Annotated in this window: 20 protein-coding genes; 4 read left to right on the top strand and 16 right to left on the bottom strand. The window is 54.1% G+C overall.

Features of this window, described 5'->3' with window-relative positions; genetic code table 11:
- Positions 1-153 precede the first annotated feature (153 nt).
- A complete protein-coding gene (locus tag RI501_RS01905) occupies positions 154-1,575 on the bottom strand; it encodes an APC family permease (protein ID WP_313820096.1) in 1,422 nt (473 codons plus the stop codon).
- A 225-nt stretch (positions 1,576-1,800) separates the two neighbouring features.
- Here RI501_RS01905 and RI501_RS01900 point away from each other — a divergent pair, with 225 nt between their 5' ends.
- Positions 1,801-2,481 carry a matrixin family metalloprotease gene (locus tag RI501_RS01900; RefSeq protein WP_313820095.1) on the top strand — a complete coding sequence of 227 codons (681 nt, stop codon included), beginning with the start codon at positions 1,801-1,803 and terminating at the stop codon, positions 2,479-2,481.
- Positions 2,482-2,722: 241 nt separating this feature from the next.
- Here RI501_RS01900 and RI501_RS01895 read toward each other — a convergent pair whose 3' ends face one another.
- The 5 genes from RI501_RS01895 to thiD all read right to left on the bottom strand — a co-directional run bounded on the left by RI501_RS01895 (position 2,723) and on the right by thiD (position 8,279).
- A complete protein-coding gene (locus RI501_RS01895; RefSeq protein ID WP_313820094.1) occupies positions 2,723-3,562 on the bottom strand; it encodes an alpha/beta hydrolase in 840 nt (279 codons plus the stop codon).
- 256 nt (positions 3,563-3,818) lie between these two features.
- Positions 3,819-6,023, bottom strand: a complete 2,205-nt coding sequence (locus RI501_RS01890; RefSeq protein ID WP_313820093.1) for a lectin-like domain-containing protein — start codon at positions 6,021-6,023, stop codon at positions 3,819-3,821.
- 396 nt (positions 6,024-6,419) lie between these two features.
- Entirely contained in the window at positions 6,420-6,971 is a 552-nt protein-coding gene (locus RI501_RS01885) for a TIGR01440 family protein (RefSeq protein ID WP_396442505.1), read from the bottom strand.
- Positions 6,972-6,976: 5 nt separating this feature from the next.
- A complete protein-coding gene (locus RI501_RS01880; protein ID WP_396442504.1) occupies positions 6,977-7,498 on the bottom strand; it encodes an ECF transporter S component in 522 nt (173 codons plus the stop codon).
- Complete coding sequence (gene thiD / locus RI501_RS01875) at positions 7,470-8,279, bottom strand: bifunctional hydroxymethylpyrimidine kinase/phosphomethylpyrimidine kinase (RefSeq protein ID WP_313820089.1); 810 nt, start codon at positions 8,277-8,279, stop codon at positions 7,470-7,472. The genes RI501_RS01880 and thiD overlap by 29 nt, the downstream gene beginning before the upstream one ends.
- A gap of 113 nt (positions 8,280-8,392) precedes the next feature.
- On the opposite strand from thiD, the gene RI501_RS01870 reads away from it, so the two are divergent.
- A complete protein-coding gene (locus tag RI501_RS01870; protein WP_313820088.1) occupies positions 8,393-9,805 on the top strand; it encodes an aminotransferase-like domain-containing protein in 1,413 nt (470 codons plus the stop codon).
- 111 nt (positions 9,806-9,916) lie between these two features.
- Here the strand turns inward: RI501_RS01870 and asnS are convergent, their stop codons facing one another.
- From asnS to RI501_RS01835, 7 genes are all read right to left on the bottom strand, one after another.
- Positions 9,917-11,311: an asparagine--tRNA ligase gene (asnS, locus tag RI501_RS01865; protein ID WP_313820087.1), complete on the bottom strand. Its 1,395-nt coding sequence runs from the start codon at positions 11,309-11,311 to the stop codon at positions 9,917-9,919.
- A gap of 363 nt (positions 11,312-11,674) precedes the next feature.
- Entirely contained in the window at positions 11,675-12,238 is a 564-nt protein-coding gene (locus RI501_RS01860) for a matrixin family metalloprotease (RefSeq protein WP_313820086.1), read from the bottom strand.
- Between the two features lie 776 nt (positions 12,239-13,014).
- Complete coding sequence (locus RI501_RS01855; protein WP_313820085.1) at positions 13,015-13,905, bottom strand: EamA family transporter; 891 nt, start codon at positions 13,903-13,905, stop codon at positions 13,015-13,017.
- A 142-nt stretch (positions 13,906-14,047) separates the two neighbouring features.
- Positions 14,048-15,973, bottom strand: a complete 1,926-nt coding sequence (locus tag RI501_RS01850) for a copper-translocating P-type ATPase (RefSeq protein WP_313820084.1) — start codon at positions 15,971-15,973, stop codon at positions 14,048-14,050.
- Positions 15,970-16,233 carry a cupredoxin domain-containing protein gene (locus RI501_RS01845; protein WP_313820083.1) on the bottom strand — a complete coding sequence of 88 codons (264 nt, stop codon included), beginning with the start codon at positions 16,231-16,233 and terminating at the stop codon, positions 15,970-15,972. The genes RI501_RS01850 and RI501_RS01845 overlap by 4 nt, the downstream gene beginning before the upstream one ends.
- A 14-nt stretch (positions 16,234-16,247) precedes the next feature.
- On the bottom strand, positions 16,248-16,619 hold the full coding sequence (locus RI501_RS01840; protein ID WP_313820082.1) for a cupredoxin domain-containing protein: 372 nt from the start codon (positions 16,617-16,619) through the stop codon (positions 16,248-16,250).
- 136 nt (positions 16,620-16,755) lie between these two features.
- A complete protein-coding gene (locus tag RI501_RS01835) occupies positions 16,756-18,111 on the bottom strand; it encodes a threonine/serine exporter family protein (protein ID WP_313820081.1) in 1,356 nt (451 codons plus the stop codon).
- Between the two features lie 165 nt (positions 18,112-18,276).
- On the opposite strand from RI501_RS01835, the gene RI501_RS01830 reads away from it, so the two are divergent.
- The gene (locus RI501_RS01830) at positions 18,277-18,507 is read left to right on the top strand and encodes a PLDc N-terminal domain-containing protein (protein WP_313820080.1); all 231 of its coding nucleotides are present in this window, start codon (positions 18,277-18,279) and stop codon (positions 18,505-18,507) included.
- Between the two features lie 54 nt (positions 18,508-18,561).
- Here RI501_RS01830 and RI501_RS01825 read toward each other — a convergent pair whose 3' ends face one another.
- Together RI501_RS01825 and RI501_RS01820 are read right to left on the bottom strand one after the other, a co-directional pair.
- Positions 18,562-19,200: a type 1 glutamine amidotransferase gene (locus RI501_RS01825; protein WP_313820079.1), complete on the bottom strand. Its 639-nt coding sequence runs from the start codon at positions 19,198-19,200 to the stop codon at positions 18,562-18,564.
- A gap of 150 nt (positions 19,201-19,350) precedes the next feature.
- Positions 19,351-20,958 carry a cation:proton antiporter gene (locus RI501_RS01820; RefSeq protein WP_313820078.1) on the bottom strand — a complete coding sequence of 536 codons (1,608 nt, stop codon included), beginning with the start codon at positions 20,956-20,958 and terminating at the stop codon, positions 19,351-19,353.
- A gap of 265 nt (positions 20,959-21,223) precedes the next feature.
- On the opposite strand from RI501_RS01820, the gene RI501_RS01815 reads away from it, so the two are divergent.
- Positions 21,224-21,541 carry a DMT family transporter gene (locus RI501_RS01815; RefSeq protein ID WP_057730357.1) on the top strand — a complete coding sequence of 106 codons (318 nt, stop codon included), beginning with the start codon at positions 21,224-21,226 and terminating at the stop codon, positions 21,539-21,541.
- Positions 21,542-21,909: 368 nt separating this feature from the next.
- Here the strand turns inward: RI501_RS01815 and RI501_RS01810 are convergent, their stop codons facing one another.
- Entirely contained in the window at positions 21,910-24,297 is a 2,388-nt protein-coding gene (locus tag RI501_RS01810; RefSeq protein WP_313820077.1) for a phosphoketolase family protein, read from the bottom strand.
- Positions 24,298-24,357: the final 60 nt, after the last annotated feature.

Below are 24,357 nucleotides of genomic sequence, written 5' to 3'. Positions count from 1 at the left end.
AGGACTTTTTAGTTCCCTTGGTGGGGGCTCAAATGGCCGGTTGCGGTCACCGATTGGCTATGATAACGTTTAAATTAAAAGAGCTCCGAAAAATCATAGCGATTTTTCGGAGCTTTATTGTATCCAGGCTAATTTTCATTCAGTCGCAACGCCTTAGTCTTCAGCATCCGCAGCTACCGGATGTTGCAGCTTTGAGTGGCGCACGCCGTAGACAAAGTAGATCACGATGCCTAAGACCAGCCACAGCCCAACCGACACCTTGGTGATGTTGGGCAGCATGATGATGAAGTACACGCTGGACAACCCCGCCAGGATCGGCAAGAACGGGTACAGCGGCATCTTGAAGCCGGTATTAACGATGTCCTTGCGGTGGCGCAACGGAATCACCCCAAACGAGATAAACGCAAAGGCCAATAACGTCCCCGCGTTGATCAGTGACGCCAGTTCGGTCAGCGGCACCAGTCCGGCAAAGAACGCCTGGACCACGGTCGCCACAATGATGGCGTTCATGGGAACCGTGTGTTTGTAGCTGATGGCCCCCATTTTGGCCGGTAACAGCCCGTCACGACCCAACGCGTAGACCAACCGCGACCCCCCAAAGAACATGGTGATCATGGCGGTAAAGATCCCAATCAGCGCCCTGATGGTAATTAACTTGTTCCAGGTGTTTAAGTGAATCAACTTCAGGGCGTAAGCCGCCGGGTCGTCCACGTTCAATTGTTTGTAGTTGACGATCCCCGTCAAGACGAACGAGAAGGCCACGTACAAGACCACGGAAACCAAGACCGTTCCCAGAATCCCGCGGACCACGTTCTTCTCAGGGTGAATGGTCTCGGCGGAATTGGCCGCCAAGGCGTCAAACCCGATGAAGGCAAAGAAGACGGTCGCCGCCGCCGTCGAAATCCCCCCCAAACCAAACGGCGTGGTCTGGAACTGCTTCGGGTAAAACGGCGTGTAGTTGCTGGTGTTGATGTAGAAAACACCCACGACGATGAACAGGATGATAATGGCCACCTTGATGACCACCGCCACGTTTTCCACCCGCTTCGAAAGATTAGCGCCCTGGGAGATAATCAGCGCGATCACCAACACAATCAGGGTGGCCGAGAGGTTGATGACGCCCCCCTCCATCGGACCAGCCTGCAGGGCCTTGGGAAGGTGAATTCCGATGGCGTCCAGGATGTTATTGTTAAAGTACGAGGCAAACCCCGTCGCTTCGGCGGACACCGCCAAGAAATACTCCAAAATCAGGGCCCAACCGAGAATCCAGCCGACAATCTCACCGTAAATCACGGACCCAAAGGAATACGCGGAGCCGGCCACCGGCATGGCCGAGGAGAATTCGGCGTAGGCCATCCCCACGATCCCCGAGACTAGCGCGGCCAGTAAGAACGCGATGGACACCGCCGGCCCCGCGTGTAGCGCGGCTTCGTGCCCCGGTAAGATGAAGATCCCGGTCCCAATCACGGCGCCAATCCCCAAGGCGACTAAATCGCGCGCACGTAAGGTCTTGGTCAACCGCGCGTCAGCTTTCAAATAAGTGCTCACGGATTCTTTCTTAAATATGTCTGTCATCTAATACTCCCTTTATTGAAAATTTCGGTTTAATGCCAATTTTCTAACCTTAATCTAATTTAAGGAAAATTTCAAGGGAATTCATGATTTAACTCACTTTGCGGCCGACTTTTTTTGGTGTGAAAGCGGCTTATAATGAGAGTTTTCTCATCGTAACTTGTTCCCGATCGACAATTTATGGTATAAATAATTATAAATTATTTCGTTTAGAAAAGAGGCCCCACCATGCGAAACGGACGTCGCGTTATTTTAGTCGTCATTCTCTTCATCCTGCTGGGCATCGGCGTTGCTTACCGCAGCGGTCGGTTCCCCGCGCTGACCCAACGCATCACCACGCTACGGACGGCCGCAGCCCAGGCACTGGGCGATTCCAGTCAACCAACAACCCACACTTCAGCCACCACCACGACTCCCAAGGGCGGTACTCCCATCGAAAGTGTCGTCCAGGCCGCTAACCTGCATCCGACCTACTACTACCACTTCAGCGACAAGCTTCCGGCCGCCGGCATCCGCGTCTTTAACGACGCCATTGATACCTACAACCGGACCGGCATCGTCCACCTGGTCGAAGGCACCGCCGCGAACCACGACAATCGGCTGACCTTTTCGGTCTACTACAAGCAGATGTCGCCGAAGCAACGCCTAGTCGAACTGGGACACGGGGGGCCGGAAATTATTCAGGAAACCAGCACCTGGGGCATGGCCACTTGGAACCACGCCACGGCCAGTCTCAACGGTAATTACCGTAAGGCCTACACGGATACGGTGGCTATCCACGAGTTAGGGCACGCCCTAGGCTTAGGCCACAGCAAGTCCCGCCAATCCGTGATGTATCCGTACAGTGAAGGCCGAACCCGGTTAGCCCCAGCCGATCTGACCAGTCTCAAAGCCATCTATCGTCAATAGGTGCTGGTGGAGAGTGGGACAGAAGGCGGTTAGCTAGCTTACGGGGTTAAGCGGAACCAGCTGCCTTTTGGCGCACGTTTCGACACCAAATATTCAGAGACACTACAGAGCCTGGGGCTTCTGTCCCAGACTTTTCCCCGTCAGTGATGGAACGCAGGGCTTTAAGCTAGAATTCAATTTCTCTTCAGCAAAAACGGACGACTCCCGCGTCAATTGACGTGGCGTCGCCCGTTTTTGGGATTTACCATAAGAATTTAATCAGGAGCTGATCAACGTGCTTGTTGTTGTGGAGACGGCTGTGTTGCGCACCGGCCCCGACGAGTTGCTTACTCCGGTAGCTCTTCGCCCGCCCGGCGACCAAGTACTTCAACGACCGCGACGAATTATTGCTGACGCGCCCGTCCGAATCCGTCCCGTTGTGCAGATCTCCGTAAATATTGAGGACCTTCGCCGATTTCGGATACAGCTTACGTAGCCGTAACATGTAGCGGTAGGCCGTATTCATGTGGTTGGGCTTGCCAGACTTGGCCAACTTCAAGTAGTGGGGATAATCCCCCTCACCAAAGACCCCGTCAAAGTGCCCACCCAACGCGACTTGCTTCTGTAATTGCGGTAGCTTCCGATTCTTGGCGTTGGCGATCAGGTAGTACACAATCGCCATATTGCCCATCGAATGCCCGACCATGTTCATTTTCTTAAAATGGTAGGTTTTCTGTAACTTCACCACCACGTTTTTGGCCCAGCGGCCCCAGGTTTGATAGTAGTGATTGTTACTGTTGAGGTAGTTAACCTCGACAATTGGATTTTTCGCCGTTGCCGGCAGTTTTCCGATTAACTTGACCTTCCCCTTCGACGACACATCCGCCCGAATCACCGATTTTTTCGTGGTGACCTTGGCCTTCTTAATGGCCCCCACCATGTGCACCTCAGCCTTATAGCTGCTGCTGGAGCCGTGGAAAAAAAGCGTTGGTTGCTGATCCGATAAATTAGTCGCCGCGTGAGCTGGGACCGTTCCCCAAAGTCCCCAAATCCCCACTAATGATAGTATCAATATCCCCAATTGTCGCTTAACGTTTCGCATAACTTCTGCTTAACCCTCCAGTTATTGTCTGGTTGGTAATAAATTTAGCGGTTGGGCTTCAAACCCGATTTAGGAAACCCGCTAAACATATTACACAATCTAAACAATTTGATTTTATGACTAAAGACTGTCCCCTAGTGTACCAAGTCCCGTCCCGGAATGAAACCACGAGTTTCTCATGGTTTCCTGTTTCGGTCGAAAATGAAAAGGGATTGAAACATTTAGCTTCAATCCCTTCAAGGTCTTCAATTATCGGTTAAGAAGGCACACTGTTGGTTAGCGTCCAGGTAATGCTCCCGGAATAACTCCCGGCCAACGCGTCACCGTTAACCTTCAACATAATCCCGTTCTTATCGGTCCAACCGCCCGCCACGTCGGTCGTGTCACTGACCTGTGTGGAGGTCTTAGACATAATCGTGGTTGGGGTCGCCGAAAGCGTGTGCGTCTGGTCCGCATTGTCCACGTAAATCACTTGGCCGCTCAACTGGTTGCCTAGGCCATCCGTAAACTTGCTAGCCGCCGCCTGCAACGTCCAGGACGTGCCACTGCCTAAGGTATTTTCCACTTCGACCTGCCAATCGTTCTTCCGCAGAACTTCTTGGTCGCTTCCGGTCAACGTGGTGTCCTTAAACGAGCTATTGGCGTTCACGGTTCCAAACTTCAGCTCACCGTTTAACACGATATCGAACGTGACCGTGTTGGACTTGTGTCCCCGGTCGTCGGTCGCGTACATGGTGATCTGGTTGACCCCCGGTGAGAGCTTGGAGGCTGGCAACTTAAAGTTAAACGCGCCCTCTTCGTCCGCATTACTGGTGGTCCCGTTTAGGGTAAAATCATCCAAGGTGTTGCCGTTAGACATCGTGGTGTGCAGGGTGATGTCCTTATTTTCAATCGGATCATCCGGCTTTTCAGAACTGTCGACCGACACGGTCCCGGAGAGCGGCAAGGTTTCGCCGGTCTCGACCGAACTACCGTTAGTCGACGACATCCGTAGGTACAGGCTCCGGGCCGGGTAGATGGTGTAAGCGGGTGAAGTTGTGCTGACCACGCTGTTCGACCCGTTGAACGACTGGTTTGCCGTCGCCACGGTCGTGGTCGTAGTTACCGCATCAGCCTTCCCGGTTAGTTTCACGGTAGCCGTCTGATTGGTACTAGATAAGGCCTTCCCCAACTTGTGCGTGATGGTGGATCCGCTGAGCTCGGCACTGGTTAAGTTCTCCGTGGACCCATCCGCATAAGTGATGGTCCCCCCGGAGAAGGTCACGCCGTTCGGATGCGGCAGCTGGGTCACAATATCTGACCACGATTGCTTCCCCCCGTTATACGTTAACTTGTATTGGTAGGTCAGGCTGTCGTTCCCGTTGACATAGTCGTCGCTGGACTTCAACGTCTTATCTAACGTCTCATCCTTGATGGTCATGTCCGCGGTTGCGTCCACCAACCCGGGCACCTGGTCAAAGGCCACCACGTTGTTGGCGTAAGCTCCCCCGGTGGATCCGGTGAAGCCCCAGTAGATGTCCCGGGCGGACCTAGCTGCATCGATTGGTGCCAGGTCCAGCTTAGCGATGTCCACCGTGGTTGACTGCGTCGAAGTTGGCGTTTGCGCCATGCCCGTGGTGGGGTTCTTATCGTTAAAGTCATAAGTCATGGTTCCAGTAGTTTCACCCACGGCCGGCGCCTTCCAACTTAAGGTTAAATGGTGCCAGGAACCATCGGATAACTTAGTAGCCGTTATCCCCTCATGCTCCATGGTGTAAAAATACTTAGCCCCGCTGCTAGACGTCCCGTGGCGAACGTAGGTACTGGCTTCACCCGGGTAGTTAAAAGCAATATGGGCCCCATCCTTCTTGTTTCCACTATCAAATCCGCCGTTATCATTCCCGTTGGTACTCCCATTATCGTATTCGTCAAACTCTAAGGCCCAACTCTTTTGAATAGCCCCTTTCGCGATGGTCGCGTTACTAGTGATTGTATTGTTAACATCCAGCCCCCAAACCCCTAGTGTTTGCCCAGGAGCTACCGTACTACTGATACCACTGGTGATTGCTGAAGTTCCCCGCTCGTCGTTCTGCAAGACGAAGGCCATCCCATCACCGGTCCCATTATCGGGCGTACTAGACGTTCCCCCAAAGTACAGCCACATCGAGGCGGTTTCGTCCTTGCTCAAGTCCAGCATATTCTCGGCCGTCGACCAGACCGCACCGACTTGGTTCTTGGCATCGGTGATCTGTACGGCGGGTTGACCGGACGTGCTGCTATTCGTTGAGGTGATTAACTTGGCACTGTTACTTAATTTTCCTGACAGGCTCGGCATCGTGAAGATGTTCTCGAGCGAGCTCACGCCTTGGGGCATCTCCGCGGTCGCGTTCGCATCCGTGGCATGAGCCGTCACGGAACTACCTAATAACATTGCGCCCATGACACCCAGCAATCCCAACCATTTTAACCGTCTCAATTGCATGGCAACCCCTCCCTCGTGGTCAGAAAAATACGTTCAAATTAGTTAAATGTTTCACAGTAAAAATCGATGATGTCATACTTCATTTAACTATAGTATGGCCATTATTAATAAACAAATAAAACAATCAGTTATCCGATAGTTCCGGTAAATTGTGACAAAACTTAATGGTCGTCACCATGATATCTAGTGACCATTGAACTAAAAAAGAGAGACCGTGGCAGAAGTCACGGTCTCTCTGGCATCTCCGCATGGATGGTGCCGAAACGTGCGCCAAAGGGCAGCTGGTTCCGCTTAACCTCGTAAGCCAAACAATCCAAGTTCAGGATTGTCCGTCTTACGACGTTAATGCTCACCAGCTAATCGCCCTTCGTCCCACTCTCTAACGCTCAACACTTTTTATTTAATCGGCTCGTAATTGGCCCGCGGACCACCGACATACTTCGGCCGGGACCGCAATGCCGTAACGTGGGCACCGCCCAGTTCTTGTTTCGTTGGCCGCACCGGTACCTGAACGAACTTCACGTGCATCCCAATGGCCGTGTCCCCAATGTCTAACCCGGCTTGGGCCACAATGTGTTCCACTTCGACCGGATCGTCGAACTGCTTGAACGCAGCAACGGAGCAAGCGCCCCCCGCGTGCATGGCCGGAACCACGTTGACGATTTCGAAGCCCATTTCTTCGGCTACTCGGCGTTCAACCACCACGCTGCGATTAATGTGTTCGCAGCCCTGCACGGCCAAGTTAATCTTTAGTGGCCGCAACTGGGCTAACATGGTCTTGATGATCCGTTCACCGACTTCGGGATTTGAGTCCTTGCCGATGTGGCCGCCCACCACTTCACTGGTGGAGCAGCCCAATACGAAGAGGTCGTTCGGCCGTAACTTGGCCGCTGCCAAAACGTCTTGAACCATTTGTGCTAAATCTGTTTCTAAGTTATCTAAAGTCATGTCAATCATCCTCTGCTTAATTTGGGACTAAATTTCATTAAACTGGCAACTAAGGCCAACGTCACGACCAGGCCAAAGCCGACCTGGATCAGGTTGCCCGGGATCGATGCTAATCCCGCTGGCCAACCGAATAAAAGACTGGTGGCGAAGTAGTAGCCGACCACCATGATCAGACTACCCAGCAGCATGGGTCCCACCATGCCACGCCAAATGCCGTGTTGCTTATTCGCAAAGTAAGCCACGGCAAAGCCCTGTAACCCGTGAATCACTAGCGAAAACAGACACCATTCCGGAAATCCGGACAACACATCGATCATGAATCCACTGGCCCCGCCCACGAAGGCGCCGACCGGGTTGCCGAATAAGATGGCACTGGTATAGATGCCGACCTCACACAGCGTCACCATCCCGTGAGTCGCCGGGACGGGAATCACAATCATCAACGATAATGCAATGGTCAACGCCGCTAACACGGCCGCGAGAATCTCTTGTTTCAACTTATGATTTTGCACGTTGGTTGCCCCCATATCTGCGCCAGGCCCCTTGCCAGACGCTGCCAAATTGATCGTTAAATTGAACGCCATAGACGATGCCGGCCCGCACAAACGCCTTGGCCCGGTCGACCGCTGCCGTTACCGGCACCCCACGAGCCAACCATGCCGTAATCGCCGCGGAGAAGGTACAGCCCGCGCCGTCCGTTGCCGGTGACGCCACCTTCAACGCCCGGAACCAGGTCTCCCCCTGGGGGGTAAACAGGTAGTCCACCGCGGTATCGCCGGCCAACCGACTGCCCCCCTTGATCACCACGTTGGGACAGCCCAACGCCTGAATCCGTCGGGCGGCCGCCGGTAGTTGCTCCGCGCTGGTCAACGTCAGGCCGCTCAGCAGCTCAGCTTCCTTCAGGTTCGGCGTGACCACCGTGGCTAGTGGCAGTAGCTCTTGTTTCAATGCTGCTATGTAGGCCGCTTGAGTGGCCGTCTTTCCTTCCTTAAAGACCAAGACCGGGTCGACGATGATCGGCACCGTCTGCTGCCGCAAAGCCGTCACCACCACCCGTAGCGTGGCCAGGTCCGGTAACAAGCCCGTCTTGATGGCGCTTAACGGAACCTGGGTCAACACGGATTTGAGTTGGCTTGCGATGAGGTCCGGACTTAACGGCGTCACCGTAAAGTCGTCCGGTAACACGGTGGCGATACTGGTCACCGCGCTGACCCCAAAGGTTTCTAGTTCCTGAAACGTCTTGAGATCCGCCTGCAGGCCGCCGCCGGCCAGGCTATCCGATCCCGCAATCGTTAACACGTTTTCCATCTCGTCATCTCCTCCCCTAACCATTATTTCAATGTAAGCGTTTTAAATCAACCGCCAATTGGCTTGTTTTAAATCCAGCCAATTTATATAATGGAGAAAAGGACGTGATAGTCATGATTAATTGGGCAACGAATCTTCCCGACCTCAAACCCAAGTACCTCGCCATCATGCAGCTGATCAAGTCGTTAATCCAAACCGATCAGCTCTTGCCCGGGCAACGCCTGCCCGCCGAACGCCAACTCGCCGCCTGGTTGCAGGTCGACCGTTCGACGGTTAGCCGGGCGCTAGCCGAGCTAACCACTCAGGGACTCCTCCGCAAGAAGCGGGGCAGTGGGACGTTTGTCTCCCAACTCCCCCAGCTGAAGCCCCTGACCACGACCGTCAATTGGCAACTGATGCTCCATCCCACCCACTCCACGGCCACCGCGATTCGTAACCAGATTGCCCAGGCCCAAGGCTTAGATCACGGGCAGCTGATTGACGGTTCCCGAGCCGACCTACCGACCGACCTGACCCCGCAACTGGGCCAGTTCACGCTAGATTGGCAAACTCATCTGGACCATCAGGCGCAGATCACCGCTACCGGCGACCCCGCGTTACTCACGACCCTGAGTCGACACACCGACCTCTTCCCCCAACTCGACCTCTCCCAGCAAACGTTGATGATTTCCGGTGGGGCGGAGCAGTCCCTCTTCTTAGTCCTAAGTAGCCTGTTACAACCCGGTGACGCGGTGGCCTGTGTGACGCCCTCGTACTTTAACGCCACGGCCGTCTTCCAAACGCTCGACATCCGGACCTATCCGGTGCCCCTCACCACCAGTCACTTCGACCTCGACCAGTTAGAACGCACGATTCGCCAACACCGGGTCAAGCTACTTTTAATGAACCCCACCTTCGAGAATCCAACGGGAGAAACCCTGACGCTAACCCAGCGTCAACAGCTTCTGCAGCTCTGCCAACACTACCAACTGCCCATCGTCGAAGATGACGTGTTCGGGTGGTTGGTGACCGACAAAGCCGCGATGCCCCCGCTGAAGGCCCTCGCACCGGCCAACGTGATCTACATCAGTTCCCTCTCTAAACTCCTAGGCCCCAATACCCGGATTGGCTGGTTAATTGCCCCCCAAGCGATTGGTCAGCGCCTGCTTCAGGTCCAAAAACAGTTGGACATGGTGCCTAGCCTACTAGCCCAAGAATGGGTGAACCTAGCGCTAAACAGCCCCCGCTTTAGTCAGGAACTGACCCGGGTCACAACCGCATTAACCCGGCGCCGGGCAGCCGTCGCTGCCATCTTTCGTCAGTACCGGCCCGAGTGGCGCTTCACCCTTCCCCAGGGGGGCTTCTACCTCTGGGTGACCCAGGACGATCGCGATATTTTCCATAAACTACTGGCCCAAGACATTTTAGTCCGACCGGGGACCCTGTTCGGAGCCAGCCGCAACGCCTTTCGGTTCAACGTCGCCGGCATGACACCGAACCGACTCACCCAACTCGCTGACCGGTTAAAGGCGCTGGACCCAGCGTAAAATGTTTCATGTGAAACAACGCTCCGTGGTGCTCACCAAATTTAAAATTTCCGGAAACCCAAAAGGCCGTGATGCGAATTTTCGCATCACGGCCTTGATTGAAATGATAATTTAGAATTCGGCGTTTCCTGGCGTCCGAGGGTAAGGGATCACGTCGCGGATGTTTTCCATCCCGGTGACGTACATCACTAACCGCTCGAACCCGATACCGAAGCCGGAGTGGACGGTCTCCCCGTACTTCCGGAGGTCTTCGTACCAGTCGTACTCGTCTTCCGGCATCTGGTTGTCGGCGATCTTTTGCTTGAGGACGTCGAGGCGTTCCTCACGCTGACTGCCCCCAACCAGTTCCCCAATTTCAGGAACTAACAGGTCGACCGCGGCGACGGTCTTGCCGTCGTCGTTGGCCCGCATGTAGAAGGCCTTAATTTCCTTCGGGTAGTCCGTCAAGAAGACCGGCTTGTTGTAGATGTGTTCACACAGGTAACGTTCGTGTTCCGCTTCCAGGTCGAGACCCCAGTAGACGGGTACGTCGAAGTCGACGTCGGCGTTCTTCAGTTCCTCGATGGCTTCCGTGTAGGTCAACCGGGCGAATTTCTCATCGCGGGTCTTTTCCAACCGTTCGATCAGGTGCTCATCGACGTTGTCGTTCAAGAAGGCCAATTCGTCTTGGGCGTGGTCCAGCACGTAGCTCACCACGGCCTTGATCAGCGCTTCGATGGTCACGATGTCGTCATCCAGGTCTTCGAAGGCCATTTCGGGTTCAATCATCCAGAATTCGGACGCGTGCCGTTGGGTGTGGGAATTTTCTGCCCGGAAGGTTGGGCCGAAGGTGTAGACCTTCCGCAAAGCCAAGGCAAAGGCTTCGGCTTCCAACTGACCACTCACCGTCAGGTTGGTTTCCTTGCGGAAGAAGTCCTTGCTGTTGTCGACCTGGCCATCCTCGGTCAGCGGCAAGTGGTTCAAGTCCAGCGTCGTGGCCCGGAACATCTGCCCGGCCCCTTCGGCGTCACTCCCGGTGATGATCGGGGTGTTCAGGTAGTTAAAACCGTGTTCTTGCAGGTATTGGTGCACCGCAAAGGCCGCCAACGACCGAATCCGGAAGACCGCGTAGAACGTGTTGGTCCGGGGCCGTAAGTGGGCGATGGTCCGCAGATATTCGTAGGTGTGGGCCTTCTTTTGTAACGGGTAGTCGCTATCCGAAGTGCCTTCGAGCACCACGGCGTCCGCGTGGATTTCTAAGGGTTGCTTGGCGTCCGGCGTGTAAACGACTTTCCCGGTCACCGCAATCGTGGAACTGATGGGGAACTTAGCGATTTCGGCGTAGTTGTCCAGGTCGCTAGCCTTCATCACGATCTGCGCGTTCTTAATGGTCGAGCCGTCGTTTAATTCGATGAACCCGATCTTCTTGGAACTCCGAATCGTCTTGACCCAGCCGTGAAGCGTGATGGTCTGATCTTCAGCGTAATGTTGGTCGCTGAATAAATCTTTTACTAAAATGTCTGACATGGTGGATTCTCCCTTCGTGTCCTGTCCTTGGTTAAAACCATAAAAAAAGACCCATCATCCCCTGGAATAGGGACGAAAGATCTTTCCGCGGTACCACCCAATTTGTTTATTGTTAAACCGACTTTAATGGGCATCTTATGAGATGCCCCGAACGATAACGTGTCGGCCACGGTGCTTCCTACTAACGGTGCGTTCAGAAGACAACAGAAAAGGTGTTTTTCCGATAAGTAACCGGGCTAAGCTTTCACTGACCTTAGCTCGCTAGACACGGTGGCGTTACCGTACTCTCGTTTTCTATAGTTTTTAACACTATTCAGATAAGCACAGGTTACCACGGATTACGATTAGACGCAATCCCTCGGCTTAGGCTCGTTGATGGGCGTAGGCCCCGCGTAACGCGATGCGGTCCTGCGCACTGATGGTGGCGTAACGGTTGGTGGCGTTCATCACGCTACGTTTATCTTGCGAATGGCTCAGGCCCAACGCGTGCCCTAATTCATGGGTGGCAACGTTGACGCGTTGCGTTTTAGTGTAGCGATAACTCGTGAGGATGCCCCGGTCCAAGATCGACTTGGCGAAGACGATGCGGTTGTCGTGGGGCCGTTTATAATAGCTGTAATCGGTATAGCCCGCAAAGACTTGGGCCCGGGTAATCGACTGTGCCGAGGTCAGTTCAATGTCGGCCTTCTGCCCCGTCGGCACGGCCCGTAACCGGACCACGCCGGTGCGATTCCACTGGCCAACGGCTTGTTGCCAGATACTCCGATAATAGGCCGACTTGGACGCACAATGGTAGGTAATGGTGAGCGATCCCCAGTGGCCCCAGGTCGGCGTCACCGTTGCTGCCGAGGAGGTTTGACTGCTTAGCCCCGTTAAGGCCCCCGCAGTGAGTAGTACGGTCAGGGTTTTCATGAGTAATTTGAACATCAATCAGCACTCGCTTTCGTTGAGAGAAATTTAGGAACCACATCAGCTAGCTAAGCTATGATGCTGGCCGCCAAGAGGGGCGGTCCAACCGGTTGGGTTTATTTGACATTTCAAATTGTACGCAATTGAATTGTGAAGAAAATTGTGACGCAGTTTTAACCGGTTTCCCGTGATTTATTTCGTCAATCCCCTCAGGCATGAGCGGCCTTCATCATCAGTCCGGATCACGACTTATTCACTGATTAACCACCTAAAAACGCCTACAGGACAAAGCCTGTAGGCGTTTTTAGGCGACACTAATTTTCCATGATTGGCTAACGGATTCACCCATTGGGCTGTCAGCCAGAACCTATTTCTAAGCGTTTTCACCCCACGCAAATTGCGTAAGTGGTGTCGGTCGCGCTTTCACGTCTCCCGCGAATCCCTTGCGTAACAAGGGATTTCGGTAGCCTTAAGCCGTTCGTTCAAATTTGAGCGCTCACCACTGGACGAAGTCACTAAACTCACTTAACCGCAGCAATCCGCGTCCCACCGGGGTTTTACCAACAGTGTTTCACCAAAGCGGGCCGGGCGTTCGTCGTCTACTTAACTTGTACGCAAAAATCATTTCATTACGCATAAAACTTGAAAATAACCAAAAAAACACTTCGTTTCGGCCGATTACCGAAGCGAAGTGTCCATTTCTGTTTAGCAGTCTAGCTATTCTGTCAGCTCATGATCCCCCGACAACTACTAACGTCACTAGTGCCTGCCGTTTCAGCCCATTGCTGACCAGGCTAATTCACCTGCTCGCGGTGCCACATCCCCCAGACGTTGGGGATAATCACCGCCGTGATAATTAGCAGGACCCCCACGATTTGCAGGCCGCTAACCGTTTCACCTAAGACCGCAAAGGCCACCACGATCGACGCCGGCAATTCCAGCGACGAGAGGATCGGGCCAATGCCGAGTTCTAGGTGCGGCATGAAAATCGAGTACGCCACCAACGGAAAGACCATCGAGAACAGCGCGATCCAAAAGCCCCACTTCAACGTCGGCCAAGTCGTCGGTGCCGTCACGATTTGCGGGCCCCAGACGATGGAAATCAGGATAAACGCCCCGAAACACAACAGCCAGGTCTTGGTCAACGGGTCGAGGTTGTTGCCCAGGTGCGCCGTGAACTGCATGGTGCAGGCGTACCCGCAAGCTGCCAGGAAGGCGTAAAACAGGCCCAGCGGCGATAACGCCTGGGTAATCGGGAACAGTCCCGCCGCCAGCACGGTCCCAATCAGGACCAAGATGATGCTTAGCACCTGCAGCCGTGACGGCCAGCGGCGCTGAATCAACGAGCCCAGTAACACGGACAACCACACGGCCTGCATCAGCATGACCGCGGCCGCCGCCACGGGAATCAACTTCAACGCCTGAATATAGAAGGTGTTGGTGAACCCCGAACCGGTCCCCGCCGCAATCACCAGCAGGAGTTGCTTCCAGTTCGTATGTTGATACCGTAGCCATTTGCGGCGGGCTAGATGCACGATGCCCAGCACGATCACCGCACTCAAAAACGACCAGAATAACAGGGGGCCGTTGACGACCCCTTCTTGGCGGGCAATCTTAAACAGTGTCGCGGGCACCCCAAAACTAATGGCCCCCAACGCCACAAAAATTGGCGCAATTTTCTTCACTTCACTCATCCTTTATGTAGTAAAAAGTTCTACTATCTTATGATACACGGCCAATTTACGATTGCCAAATCCCCGGGAGAAATTCCGATCAGATGAAAAACCCCACCGTATTTTTTCAACGGTGGGGCTGGCGATATTTAAGTTAAGCTGTTACTACTTTTGACGTAATCTTCGCTTTGTTCAACAGGACCGAACTGGTGACTACGGACAGAGAACTAAAGGCCATCGCCAAGCCGGCCAATTCCGGACTCAGGGTTAACCCAATGGCGAAGAAGACGCCGGCCGCCACCGGAATCCCCAAAACGTTGTAGACGAACGCCCAGAAGAGGTTGAGCTTGATGCGGTTGAAGGTCTTTTGGCTTAACGCCAAGGCCCGGTCCACGTCACGCAGGTCGTTTTTCATCAGCACGATACCCCCGGAATCGATGGCAATATCGGTGCCGGAGCCCATGGCGATGCCGACATCGGCGGTGGTCAGCGCGGGCGCGTCGTTGATTCCGTCACCCACGAAGGCCACCTTACCGGTTTGCTGGTACTGGTGAACCCGGTCGGCCTTGTCCCCCGGTAAGACGTCGGCAATCACATCGTCGATGCCCACCTGTTGGGCGACGGCGGCCGCGACCCGCTGGTTGTCCCCGGTCAACATGACCGTCTTCAACCCGCGCGCCTTTAAGGCCGCGATGGCCGCACGCGACGTCGGTTTGGGCGCGTCTTGAATGGCGATTAACCCGATGACCCGGTCAGCTAACCCGACCAGCACCACCGTCTTAGCTTCATTCTGCAGCCGCACCATTTCTCGCTTTAGGGTTGCGCTGAGTTGGTCAGCGGTGATCAACTTCTGGTTGCCGACAAAGCCGGTCTGACCGTCGAGTTGGGCCGTGACACCCTTCCCTTCAACGGCGCGAAAGGCCGTCGTTTCAATCGGTGTCAGGCTTAACGCCTTGGCCCGGGCCAAAATGGCGGCGGCCAAGGGGTGTTCCGAGGCGGCTTCCAGACTGGCGGCGACTTGCATTACTTGGGTTTCGTCGCCCACCACGTCGGTCACCTGCGGCTTGCCGACGGTGATGGTGCCCGTCTTGTCGAAAATCACGGTGTCCACGTCGTTCACGGCTTCGAGGACCTCCCCGTTCTTAATCAGGATGCCCATCTTCGCACCGCGGCCGGTCCCGACCATCAAAGCCGTGGGCGTGGCCAAACCCAGGGCACACGGACACGCGATGACCACCACGGAGACCGCAAAGATCAACGCGTTCGCCAGGCTGGCGCCCAGGAAAACGTACCAAATCAGGAAGGTCACGATGGCCAGATTCAACACCACCGGCACGAAGATATCGGACACCTTATCGGTCAACTTTTGAATTGGCGCGTGACTGTTTTGGGCCTTTTTAACTAATTCAACAATTTGCGCCAACATGGTCTTGTCGCCGACCTGGTTGACCCTAAACTGGAAGGTTCCCGTGCTGTTCAGGGTGGCGCCGATCACGGCGTCGTCGACGTGCTTGGCGACCGGCATACTTTCCCCGGTAACCATCGATTCGTCCACGTTGGAACTGCCGGCGGTGATTACACCGTCGACCGGCACCTTCTGCCCGGGCTTGACCCGCACGATGTCGCCCAATTGCACGTCCGCGATGGGGACCCGGACAAAGTCGCCGTGGCGTAAAACCTCGGCGTCCTTGGCCTGTAGCTTCATCAGTTTTTCCACGGCGTTGGCGGAGTTATTGCGCATCCGCTCCTCAAAGACCTGGCCCAGCAGGACGAAGGTGGTCACGAAGGCCGCACTTTCGAAGAAGACCGCCTGGTGGGTGAGCATGGCGTACAGACTATAGACGTACGCCGTGGCGGTCCCGATCGCCACTAAGGTGTCCATGTTGGCGTGGTGCTTGGTAAACGACGCCCAGGCACTCTGCCAAAACGGCCGCGCCGCCACCAGCATCACGATCGTGGTCAGAATTAACTGGGTCCAATCCCCGCCCGGCAACATCCAGCCGAACGGCATCCCGATCATCCCCGCCAACATTGGTAACGAAAAGATCAGGGAGACCCAGAAACGCTTGGTAATACTCATCGGTCGATCACCACTTTCCCGTGTACCATGTCCATGCCACAACTGAAGTCGAATACCCCGGCTTGATCCGTGGGAATCGTCACGGTTTGGGGCGCGTTTAGCGGTAAATCTAACTTAAACGCCAACTTTTCAGAATGGACTTGGTTTAAACAGCCACGGTCGCTGACCCGCTTAAAGGTCAGTTGTGTCGGTTCGCCCTGCTTTACGTGAATCTCTTGTGGGTCATAGCCCCCGTCTACCGTAATTTGTTTTTCAGTCATCTGTTTGTCCTCCGTTATTTGATAATCAATTTGCCGTGAAACATGTCCATCCCGCAGGCCCAGTCGTATTCGCCGGGCTTGCTGGTATCAATCTGGATGGCTTGCGGTTGGTTTTGTGGTAACTCCTGGTTGATGCCGAAGTCGCTAAACACCACCCGGTCCAAACAACTTGAGGCATCCTGCCGGGTAAAGTTCAACACGGCGGGCACCCCTTGTTTGAGCACCACTTGTTCGGGCGAATAGCCCCCGTTAACGTCGATATCCACGCGTTGTTGGTCGGCCGTTACGTTGGCGTGAACTTCCTGCACCGCGTGTTTGCCGAAGAACCACCAGGTGATGAAGCCCATCAGGACTAAGCCCCCCACTAGCACCATTAATTTGATCATGAGTTAACCGCTCCTTTTGTAGTTTACATTTGTAATCGATAAATACAGATTACCGCCATCGTTTACATTTGTCAATAGAAAGTGATTAAAAAAAACGGCGGTCACCCTCGCGATGACCGCCGTCCACTCATTTCAATTAATCGCAATGCCGCCAACGCTTATCCATCAAGGCGCGGGCTACGAACAACCCTAACGGCAGAAACATGATGATCAACACGGCCTTGGTTAGCCATAGGGCCCCCACACCGATCTGGTTCATCCCGATATTGTAGATGGCTCGATAGATGTACAACCCCGGGACCATGATGACGATGGCTGGGACCGTCAGCGAGATGCGTGGATACCCGTTATACCGGTTGACCAGTGAGGCAATCAGTCCCGCAACCAGCGCTCCGGTAAAGGCCGCCGCGGCCGGAGGCATCACCGTCCAATCGACCAATTCCAGCCGCAAGGTGTTGGCCACCGCCCCGATACAACCGGCCACCGTGGCCATTTTCTGCGAGCTATTGAACATAATGGAGAAACCGTAGACCCCACAGAAGCTAGCCGGAATCCGTAACAGACCAATCACCAGCGGGGAGAGCCCCAAGGGAAGAAAGTCGGCCGGCTTAAAGTGAAAGAGCGTGGCCACCAACCACCCGACTAGCGTAGCCACCAGCGTAATCATGATGGCATAGGCTAACCGTTCCAGACCAGACCGCATGTCGAGCTTTGAGATATCCAACATGCTGGTGATGAACGGGAACCCGGGAATCACGAATAACATGGCACCGATGTAGCCGGCTTCGTGTTGCGCCAGCACCTGAAACGACGCCTCGAATAACCGAAAGCTAAACATGTAGACCAGACAGGCTACCGCCACACTCACGGCAATCTTGGCAATCGTCGAGATGGTGTGTTTCCCCATCACGGCACGGACATAGTTCCCGATGCCGGCCCCCAGAAAGGAGCAGACCATTTCGGGAATTCCGCCGCCCAGCAGAAAAATAAAGGCACTGCAGGCCAAGGCCGCGGCCAGGCCCGAAATCAACGGGCTATACTGCTTGGGCCGCTGCTGAACCTCGTCGATCATGGTGTGAATTTCCCGGACCGTGAGAAAGGCAAAGTCGTTCTCGAAGTTCTTGACCAACTCTTCCATGATGTTAAGTTTATCGGTATTAACCCCCGTGTTCGGCAACGCGAGGACTTGGGTATAACTCTGCTCGCGACTGCTGAAGCAAGTGAATTGCAGCGAAATCAACCCAATGTCGGCCGAACAGGTCAGGTTCAGGCTGCGGGCCACCCGATCCATGGCGTCACGCACCCGCCAGGCCCCGGTGCCACACGATAACAGGGTGATCCCGATGCGCCCCACAATGGACGCCCGGGCCTGCACACTGGCCTCTCTGGCCGGAACGTTCTTATCTTGAATGAAATTTTTCCAACGAATCTGCATGTGATGCCGGCGAGACAGCTGACCCTCTGGGGCGCTCGCCGTTGGCTTCTTATCCATATTCTCCTCCGTTAACCCTTAACTAGTTTTAGGAAACGTTATTCAGTTAATCATCCTTTTCATTATAGAAGCATTGCCCTACCGGCTTCAATACAGGATTGTGCCGTTAGCGCTTACAATTGAAAGGGCGTATACTTAACCTAATTAATCTAGGAGGGGTTGTCGATGTTAAATCACCTATGGTCTACGCACCACCGTCCACTCTCTAAACGCGCCCGTCAGCGCTTATTACCGCTAGCGGCCTTCGAATTCACGGCGAGCACCCTGGCCCTCAGCGATCTGCTGCGCGCCAAGTCCTTCCGCCACGGCAATAAATTCTTGTGGTTCTGCCTGGCCTTCGTGCAGCCAATCGGGCCGTGGCTCTACTTTGCTTTTGGTCAGGAACGCGACGATTAAGTTCCCCCGACCCACCAAAAATGGATTCGACCACCCGGCCGAATCCATTTTTAATTATGAATTAATATAGTCCAATAACTGGAACAGGATCCGCCGATTTTGACGGGGAAGCGGATGAATCACCGACCCAATCAGGTAGGGATAGTCATTGACCATCATCTCGCGGACGTTGTTGCGCCGCGGTTCCAGGTGAAATTGAAGACCAATTACCCGGTGATTTAAGACAAAGCCCTGATTGCGGACCCGGTCGCTCGAAAACAGTAAGTCAGCGTGGGCCGGGATCTCGAACATGTCCTCGTGCCAGTGCAACACGTCGGCCTTTAGTGGAATCCCGCGAATCGCAGTGGTCTGCCGGTAAACCGGCGCCCAGCCCACCTCTTTGACCGGGGCCTTGGTCACCGGATAACCCAGCGTCTTGGTAATCTGTTGGGCGCCGAAGCACACGCCAAAGAGCGCCTTATTTTGGGTCAACAATTCCTTGATTAACTGCCGTTCCCGCGCAATCCACGGCAGGTCGTCGTTGGGACTCATCGGCCCGCCCAAGATGACCAGCATGTCGGTCTGCGCCGCACTGGGCAGGTGGCCGAACTGGTACGGGTGGTACACGTAGAGGTCAAATCCGTGGGTGTTGGCCCAATCCTCAATCATTCCGGGCCCCTCGTTGGGGGTGTGCTGCAAGACATTAATTCGCATAGAATCCCTTCCATCAACGGCAATGTTTGGCTGGGGATCGCCTGCAATTCCCCAAGATGGGCCTATTATAACATGTTTAATAAAGGGTCCCTAGCGCCCACCATTTAAAGCTCCCCTGCTTGCTGGCGTCTCTTCGCATCAGACGATCGTTTAATTCCGGCTTCCGTAATCCAACACCATCAGTTCGGCCATGGCGACTTCGCGATACAAATTATTGAACAGTTCCTCAGAGACCTCGTGTTGGGTGTAGTACAGGTCGATCAAGTATTGCCGCTCGGTCTTAAAGACCCGTTGATAGGTCGCAATCAATAGATTCATTTCGGCCTGCGTGTACTCGGGATGCCGGACCATCCGCCGCCACTCGCTGACAAACTGCCGCACCGTGGTGTGCCCGTCTTGGGATTTCAAATCAAACGTGACGGCCTGCTTAAACTCGTCAGACAGCTCCGGTAAATCATCCAGATGGTCGATGCCGCGCTGAATCATCTGCTCGCGCACTTGGCGGATATCTTGGGCCAACGCCTCATCAGTTTCGGTCTTGGGTAACATCAGCCGGAACAGAATCGTCGGCACCACCATGCTCAGGATGATTAGCACACTTTCCGACATCAACACCAGATTAAAGTCCTGCGTCTTGACCTGCGTTGCGGCCACGGTAAAGGCCAACGCGAAGGTGACCGCCCCGTGAATGCCGCCCAACGCAAAGATCCAAGCCAACCGGTTATCACGTCGTTGAACCAGCCGACAGTAGGCGTAACGCCCCAGTAGGTTGGCCACGTAGAGAATCACCCCAACTCCAATCCAAATTAAACTGCCGTGATAGGTCACCGACTTGTCCAGCGACGTCCGGACTAGCATGATTCCCAGCACTACGAAAACAACGCTATTGAGCAGGTCGCTGACCAGATCCATCAATTGAAAACTATCGTAGGCCAGTTTGGGGTTGGCTAAGGCGCTCCGTTCCCCTTCGGCGTTGTGCACCAGACCGGCGAAGACCACGGCGATAATCCCGGAGACGTGAAGCTCCTCGGCCCCAAAATATAGGAAGAACGGCGTCAACATGTAGATGACCTTCAACGGCGTTCCCCGGTTATAGGTATTGTTGATGAAGTTCAACCGCGACCGCAACATGCTTTGCCGCAGATAAATCAAAATGCCGCTAACCAGGGAGCCGAAAATCACGCCACCCAGGGCGGAATAGAGGAAATCACTCAACGTTTGGCCGTAATTAATGTAGCCGTTAACGTACCAGAGGATCGCCATGTTCAGTAGGATAATGCCAGATGCGTCGTTGAATAACGATTCGAGTTTCAACGACGTGGCTTCCCGACGCGGCAGTTCCAGCCCCATCACCACGGACTCAGTGGCCGTGGCGTCGGTCGGCGTGCTGATAGCCGCCAAGATAAAGGCCAACGGCAGCCCCAACGAGGTGAGCCAGGCCGTACTAAAGCCGGCAATCACGGCACACACGATGACCATCCCCACGGTTAAACTAATAATCTGGCGAAAGTTTCGCCCCACGCTATTCATCCGGGTGCCTTGGCCCTCGAAGAACAGCAGGGGCGCCACGATCAATCCAATAAACACGTCTGCATCAAACCTCGCCACCAACCCGTTTAGCACGGGAATTGCCGCTAACACACCACCCAAAACCATACTAACGTAATTGACCGAAATATTCGGTACCAATTGGCGGTTAACGATGATACTTAGGGTGGCCACCAAAATCAGGGTGGTCGTTGAGACTAAAAGCCCCATGCCCATCACTTCCTTATCCACCGGCTATTTCATTACACTAAAAACCATTACTAGCCATCATTATTTTTTAATTTCATCATACCGTTTCCGGTTTCTGCTGACCATCAAAGCGACCTTGCATAAAAAAATTTTTAGTCACCAGCACTTTTTTTAACCCATAACGGGCAAAATCGTGGTAGAATATCTTGATTCACAATATGCTGAATCATTAGTGATGTGTTATTTGTCCACACCACATAACTTTACGATGCGGAGGCGCACAAGCATGGGATACTTATACTTAGGCATTGCTATCACGGGGGAACTCGTGGGCACGAATTTGTTGAAGGCTTCGGCCGGATTCACACGGTTGTTTTTCACAATGGGGAGTTTAGCGGCGTATGTACTTTGCTTTTATTTCTTATCGTTAGCCATTAAAACGATTAACCTGAATATCGCCTATGCCTTGTGGGCCGGCGTCGGCATCGTGGCGACCACCGCGTTATCCGTGCTGGTCTGGCACGAGCAGCTCAATCCGGTGATCATCTTTGGCATTGGGTTCATCGTGGTCGGCACCATTCTATTAAACATCAACGTAAGCTAACACCGCTAAAACTAGGACCTGTCTTAAAAATCAATCTGGAGAATTCAACGCTTCCTGGCCAGTCAGAAACGGGCTGGAACGGAGTGGGCACGGCTTCAAGCCCACAGTTCAGGTCTTGAAGACCGACCTGTGTCTGAGGTTCAGCTGGCAGGAGACGCCAGCCAACACTAGCCCATTTCCCTCCTGAGCCCATTTCTGACTGGCCCTCCAGCTTACACGGGTTATCACAACAATTAAACTGGATTCTCTTCAACGAGAGGTAATGAATGGTTATGCAAATCAGTGTTTGATTTTTAAAACAGAACCTAGTAAAAGAGCAACGCCCGGCAGCAGGGGCGTTGCTCTTTTTTTAGGAAGTGAACCCAAAGTTAATTCCCTTGAAAGGGATTGGACCAGCGCCATGCCCGCACTTCGGGAATGTCCCGACCGTATTCGCGGATATAATCATGGTGCTTCTGGAGTAACTGATCCATATGGTGGTCGAAGTCCTGCGCTTGGGTTGCAAACGCTGTCTTGTGGATGGCTGATTTCGCCAGGTGGAACCGGTCCAGTTCGTTTAACACCCGCATATCGAACGGCGTGGTAATGTCCCCGTTTTCGCGGTAACCGTGGCAGTCGATATTGTGGTTGTGCCGGGCGTAAACCAGACCTCTAAACGTATTTTCAAAGCCGTGGAAGGCGAAAATTACCGGCGCATCCGTGGTAAAGTAGCGGTCAAATTCCGCATCCGTCAGACCACGACTGTCTTGGTCCGTCCCCGCCGGCCGGAGTTTCAAGATATTCACCACGTTGACGAAGCGCACCCGCAACTTCGGAAAGGCTTGGTGCAAAAGGTCGATGGCCGCCAAACATTCCATAGTGGCCTCCGTTCCGGCCGCCGCAAATACCACGTCGGGATGGCCTTCATCGTTGGACGCCCACGGAATGATGCCCAGGCCTTGGTGGACCAGCGTTTGCGCTTCGTCTAAGCTGAACCACTGGGGCCGAGGGTGCTTCGATGCCACGATCAGATTGATCTTTTCGCGCACGGTCAGAGCCTTGTGCATTACAGCCAGTAACGAGTTGGCATCGGCCGGGATGTATTCGTTCACCAATTCGTGGCCCTTTTCCGCCAGGTGACCCAGCATGCCGGGATCTTGGTGCGTGTACCCGTTATGGTCCTGCTGGAAGGCGTGTGAGACGTTCATGATGTTCAATGACGGGTAATCATGTCGCCAAGGTTGTTCGGACGCCTTACGCAACCACTTGTAGTGCTGCGTCAACATCGAGTCGATGACCCGGGTAAATGCCTCGTAGGAAGCAAAGAAGCCGTGCCGACCACTCAACACATACCCCTCTAACCAGCCCTCTACTTGGTGTTCCGACAACTGCGCGTCTAAGACCCGACCCGCGGGGGCCATGTCCTCGTCATTGGGTTCTTGAATCGGTTCTAGCCACTGCCGTTTACCGTAGTCCAGCATACTGAAAAATTTATTGGACTTGGTTTCGTCGGGGCCAAACGCCCGGAACGTGGACGGGTTGGTCTTCATCGTCTGGGTCAACATTTTCGCTAAGACCTCGGTATCCTGGGCGTCTTGAGCCCCCGGTCGGTCGATCTTCACCGCGTAAGGTTGGAGATCCGGCAAATTCAGCGGTTGTGGGGACAGCCCGCCGTTCACGATTGGATTCATCGCCATGCGTTGAGTCCCCTGTGGCGTGGTAGCCTGAATATCGGCGTTCAAGCGCCCATTTTCATCAAACAACATTTCTGGGTGATATGACCGTAACCAGTTCACCAAAAGCGCCTGATGGGTCATGTGCGTCGCATCCACCGGCAATGGGACTTGGTGGGCCCTAAACGATCCCGCGATTGGCAAGTGATTCAGGTCGTATTGTGGCCCCGTCCAGCCCTTAGGGGACCGTAGAATCAATAACGGCCAAGTCGGCAACGTTTCGTCATGAGTCAAACGCGCCTTGGACTGAATGGCCTGAATCTGTTCCACGATGCGGTCCATGGTTTGCGCCATGCGTTCGTGAACCGCCATTTCGTCACTGCGCTGGCCGTCCGTCTCGACGAAATAGGGTTGCCAGCCTAAGCCTTCGAAATAGTCGTTTAATTCTTGGTCCGTCATCCGCGATAAAATCGTGGGGTTCGAAATTTTGAAGCCGTTGAGGTTCAGCATCGGCAAAATGGCGCCGTCGTTGACCGGATTGATGAATTTATTAGAGAACCACGAGGTGGCTAACGGACCGGTCTCGGCCTCGCCGTCACCAATTTCCACGGCCGCGATTTGGTTCGGGTTGTCCAAGATGGCGCCAACCCCGTGCGAGATGGAATAGCCCAGTTCGCCCCCTTCGTGCATGGATCCCGGCGTTTCTGGTGCCGCGTGAGACGCGACCCCACCGGGGAACGAGAACTGTTTGAACAGGCGTTGAAGCCCCGTGGTGTCTCGCGTGATTCGAGGATAAATTTCACTATAACTGCCGTCCAGGTAGGAATTGGAAACCATCACCTGGCCCCCGTGACCGGAACCTTCGATGTAAAACATCTTCAGGTTGTACTTCTTGATGACCCGGTTCAGGTGCGCGTACATGAAGTTCTGTGAGGCAATGGTTCCCCAGTGCCCAATGGGTTTGAACTTCACGTCATCGACCCGCAACTCGCGTCTTAACAAAGGATTGTCGCGTAAATATAACTGGCCCACCGAAATGTAATTTGCCGCACGCCAATACTTGTCAACCAGCGTCAAATAGTCTCGTGAATCAAAATCAGTCATGCTAAAGCCCTCCTTGTTTAACCGTTTTGCAAATTGGAACGACCCAATTGATGGCTTTAG

It is taken from the genome of Levilactobacillus zymae (assembly GCF_032190635.1).
GTDB classification, from domain to species: domain Bacteria; phylum Bacillota; class Bacilli; order Lactobacillales; family Lactobacillaceae; genus Levilactobacillus; species Levilactobacillus zymae_A.
This window is presented reverse-complemented; position numbering and strand designations above follow the sequence as displayed.

Bases quoted from the DNA above. Each gene is read 5' to 3' on its own strand.
- RI501_RS01905 (WP_313820096.1), bottom strand. From the start codon at position 1,575: ATGACAGACATATTTAAGAAAGAATCCGTGAGCACTTATTTGAAAGCT.
- RI501_RS01900 (WP_313820095.1), top strand. From the start codon at position 1,801: ATGCGAAACGGACGTCGCGTTATTTTAGTCGTCATTCTCTTCATCCTG.
- RI501_RS01895 (WP_313820094.1), bottom strand. From the start codon at position 3,562: ATGCGAAACGTTAAGCGACAATTGGGGATATTGATACTATCATTAGTG.
- RI501_RS01890 (WP_313820093.1), bottom strand. From the start codon at position 6,023: ATGCAATTGAGACGGTTAAAATGGTTGGGATTGCTGGGTGTCATGGGC.
- RI501_RS01885 (WP_396442505.1), bottom strand. From the start codon at position 6,971: ATGACTTTAGATAACTTAGAAACAGATTTAGCACAAATGGTTCAAGAC.
- RI501_RS01880 (WP_396442504.1), bottom strand. From the start codon at position 7,498: ATGGGGGCAACCAACGTGCAAAATCATAAGTTGAAACAAGAGATTCTC.
- thiD (WP_313820089.1), bottom strand. From the start codon at position 8,279: ATGGAAAACGTGTTAACGATTGCGGGATCGGATAGCCTGGCCGGCGGC.
- RI501_RS01870 (WP_313820088.1), top strand. From the start codon at position 8,393: ATGATTAATTGGGCAACGAATCTTCCCGACCTCAAACCCAAGTACCTC.
- asnS (WP_313820087.1), bottom strand. From the start codon at position 11,311: ATGTCAGACATTTTAGTAAAAGATTTATTCAGCGACCAACATTACGCT.
- RI501_RS01860 (WP_313820086.1), bottom strand. From the start codon at position 12,238: ATGTTCAAATTACTCATGAAAACCCTGACCGTACTACTCACTGCGGGG.
- RI501_RS01850 (WP_313820084.1), bottom strand. From the start codon at position 15,973: ATGAGTATTACCAAGCGTTTCTGGGTCTCCCTGATCTTTTCGTTACCA.
- RI501_RS01845 (WP_313820083.1), bottom strand. From the start codon at position 16,233: ATGACTGAAAAACAAATTACGGTAGACGGGGGCTATGACCCACAAGAG.
- RI501_RS01840 (WP_313820082.1), bottom strand. From the start codon at position 16,619: ATGATCAAATTAATGGTGCTAGTGGGGGGCTTAGTCCTGATGGGCTTC.
- RI501_RS01835 (WP_313820081.1), bottom strand. From the start codon at position 18,111: ATGGATAAGAAGCCAACGGCGAGCGCCCCAGAGGGTCAGCTGTCTCGC.
- RI501_RS01830 (WP_313820080.1), top strand. From the start codon at position 18,277: ATGTTAAATCACCTATGGTCTACGCACCACCGTCCACTCTCTAAACGC.
- RI501_RS01825 (WP_313820079.1), bottom strand. From the start codon at position 19,200: ATGCGAATTAATGTCTTGCAGCACACCCCCAACGAGGGGCCCGGAATG.
- RI501_RS01820 (WP_313820078.1), bottom strand. From the start codon at position 20,958: ATGGGGCTTTTAGTCTCAACGACCACCCTGATTTTGGTGGCCACCCTA.
- RI501_RS01815 (WP_057730357.1), top strand. From the start codon at position 21,224: ATGGGATACTTATACTTAGGCATTGCTATCACGGGGGAACTCGTGGGC.
- RI501_RS01810 (WP_313820077.1), bottom strand. From the start codon at position 24,297: ATGACTGATTTTGATTCACGAGACTATTTGACGCTGGTTGACAAGTAT.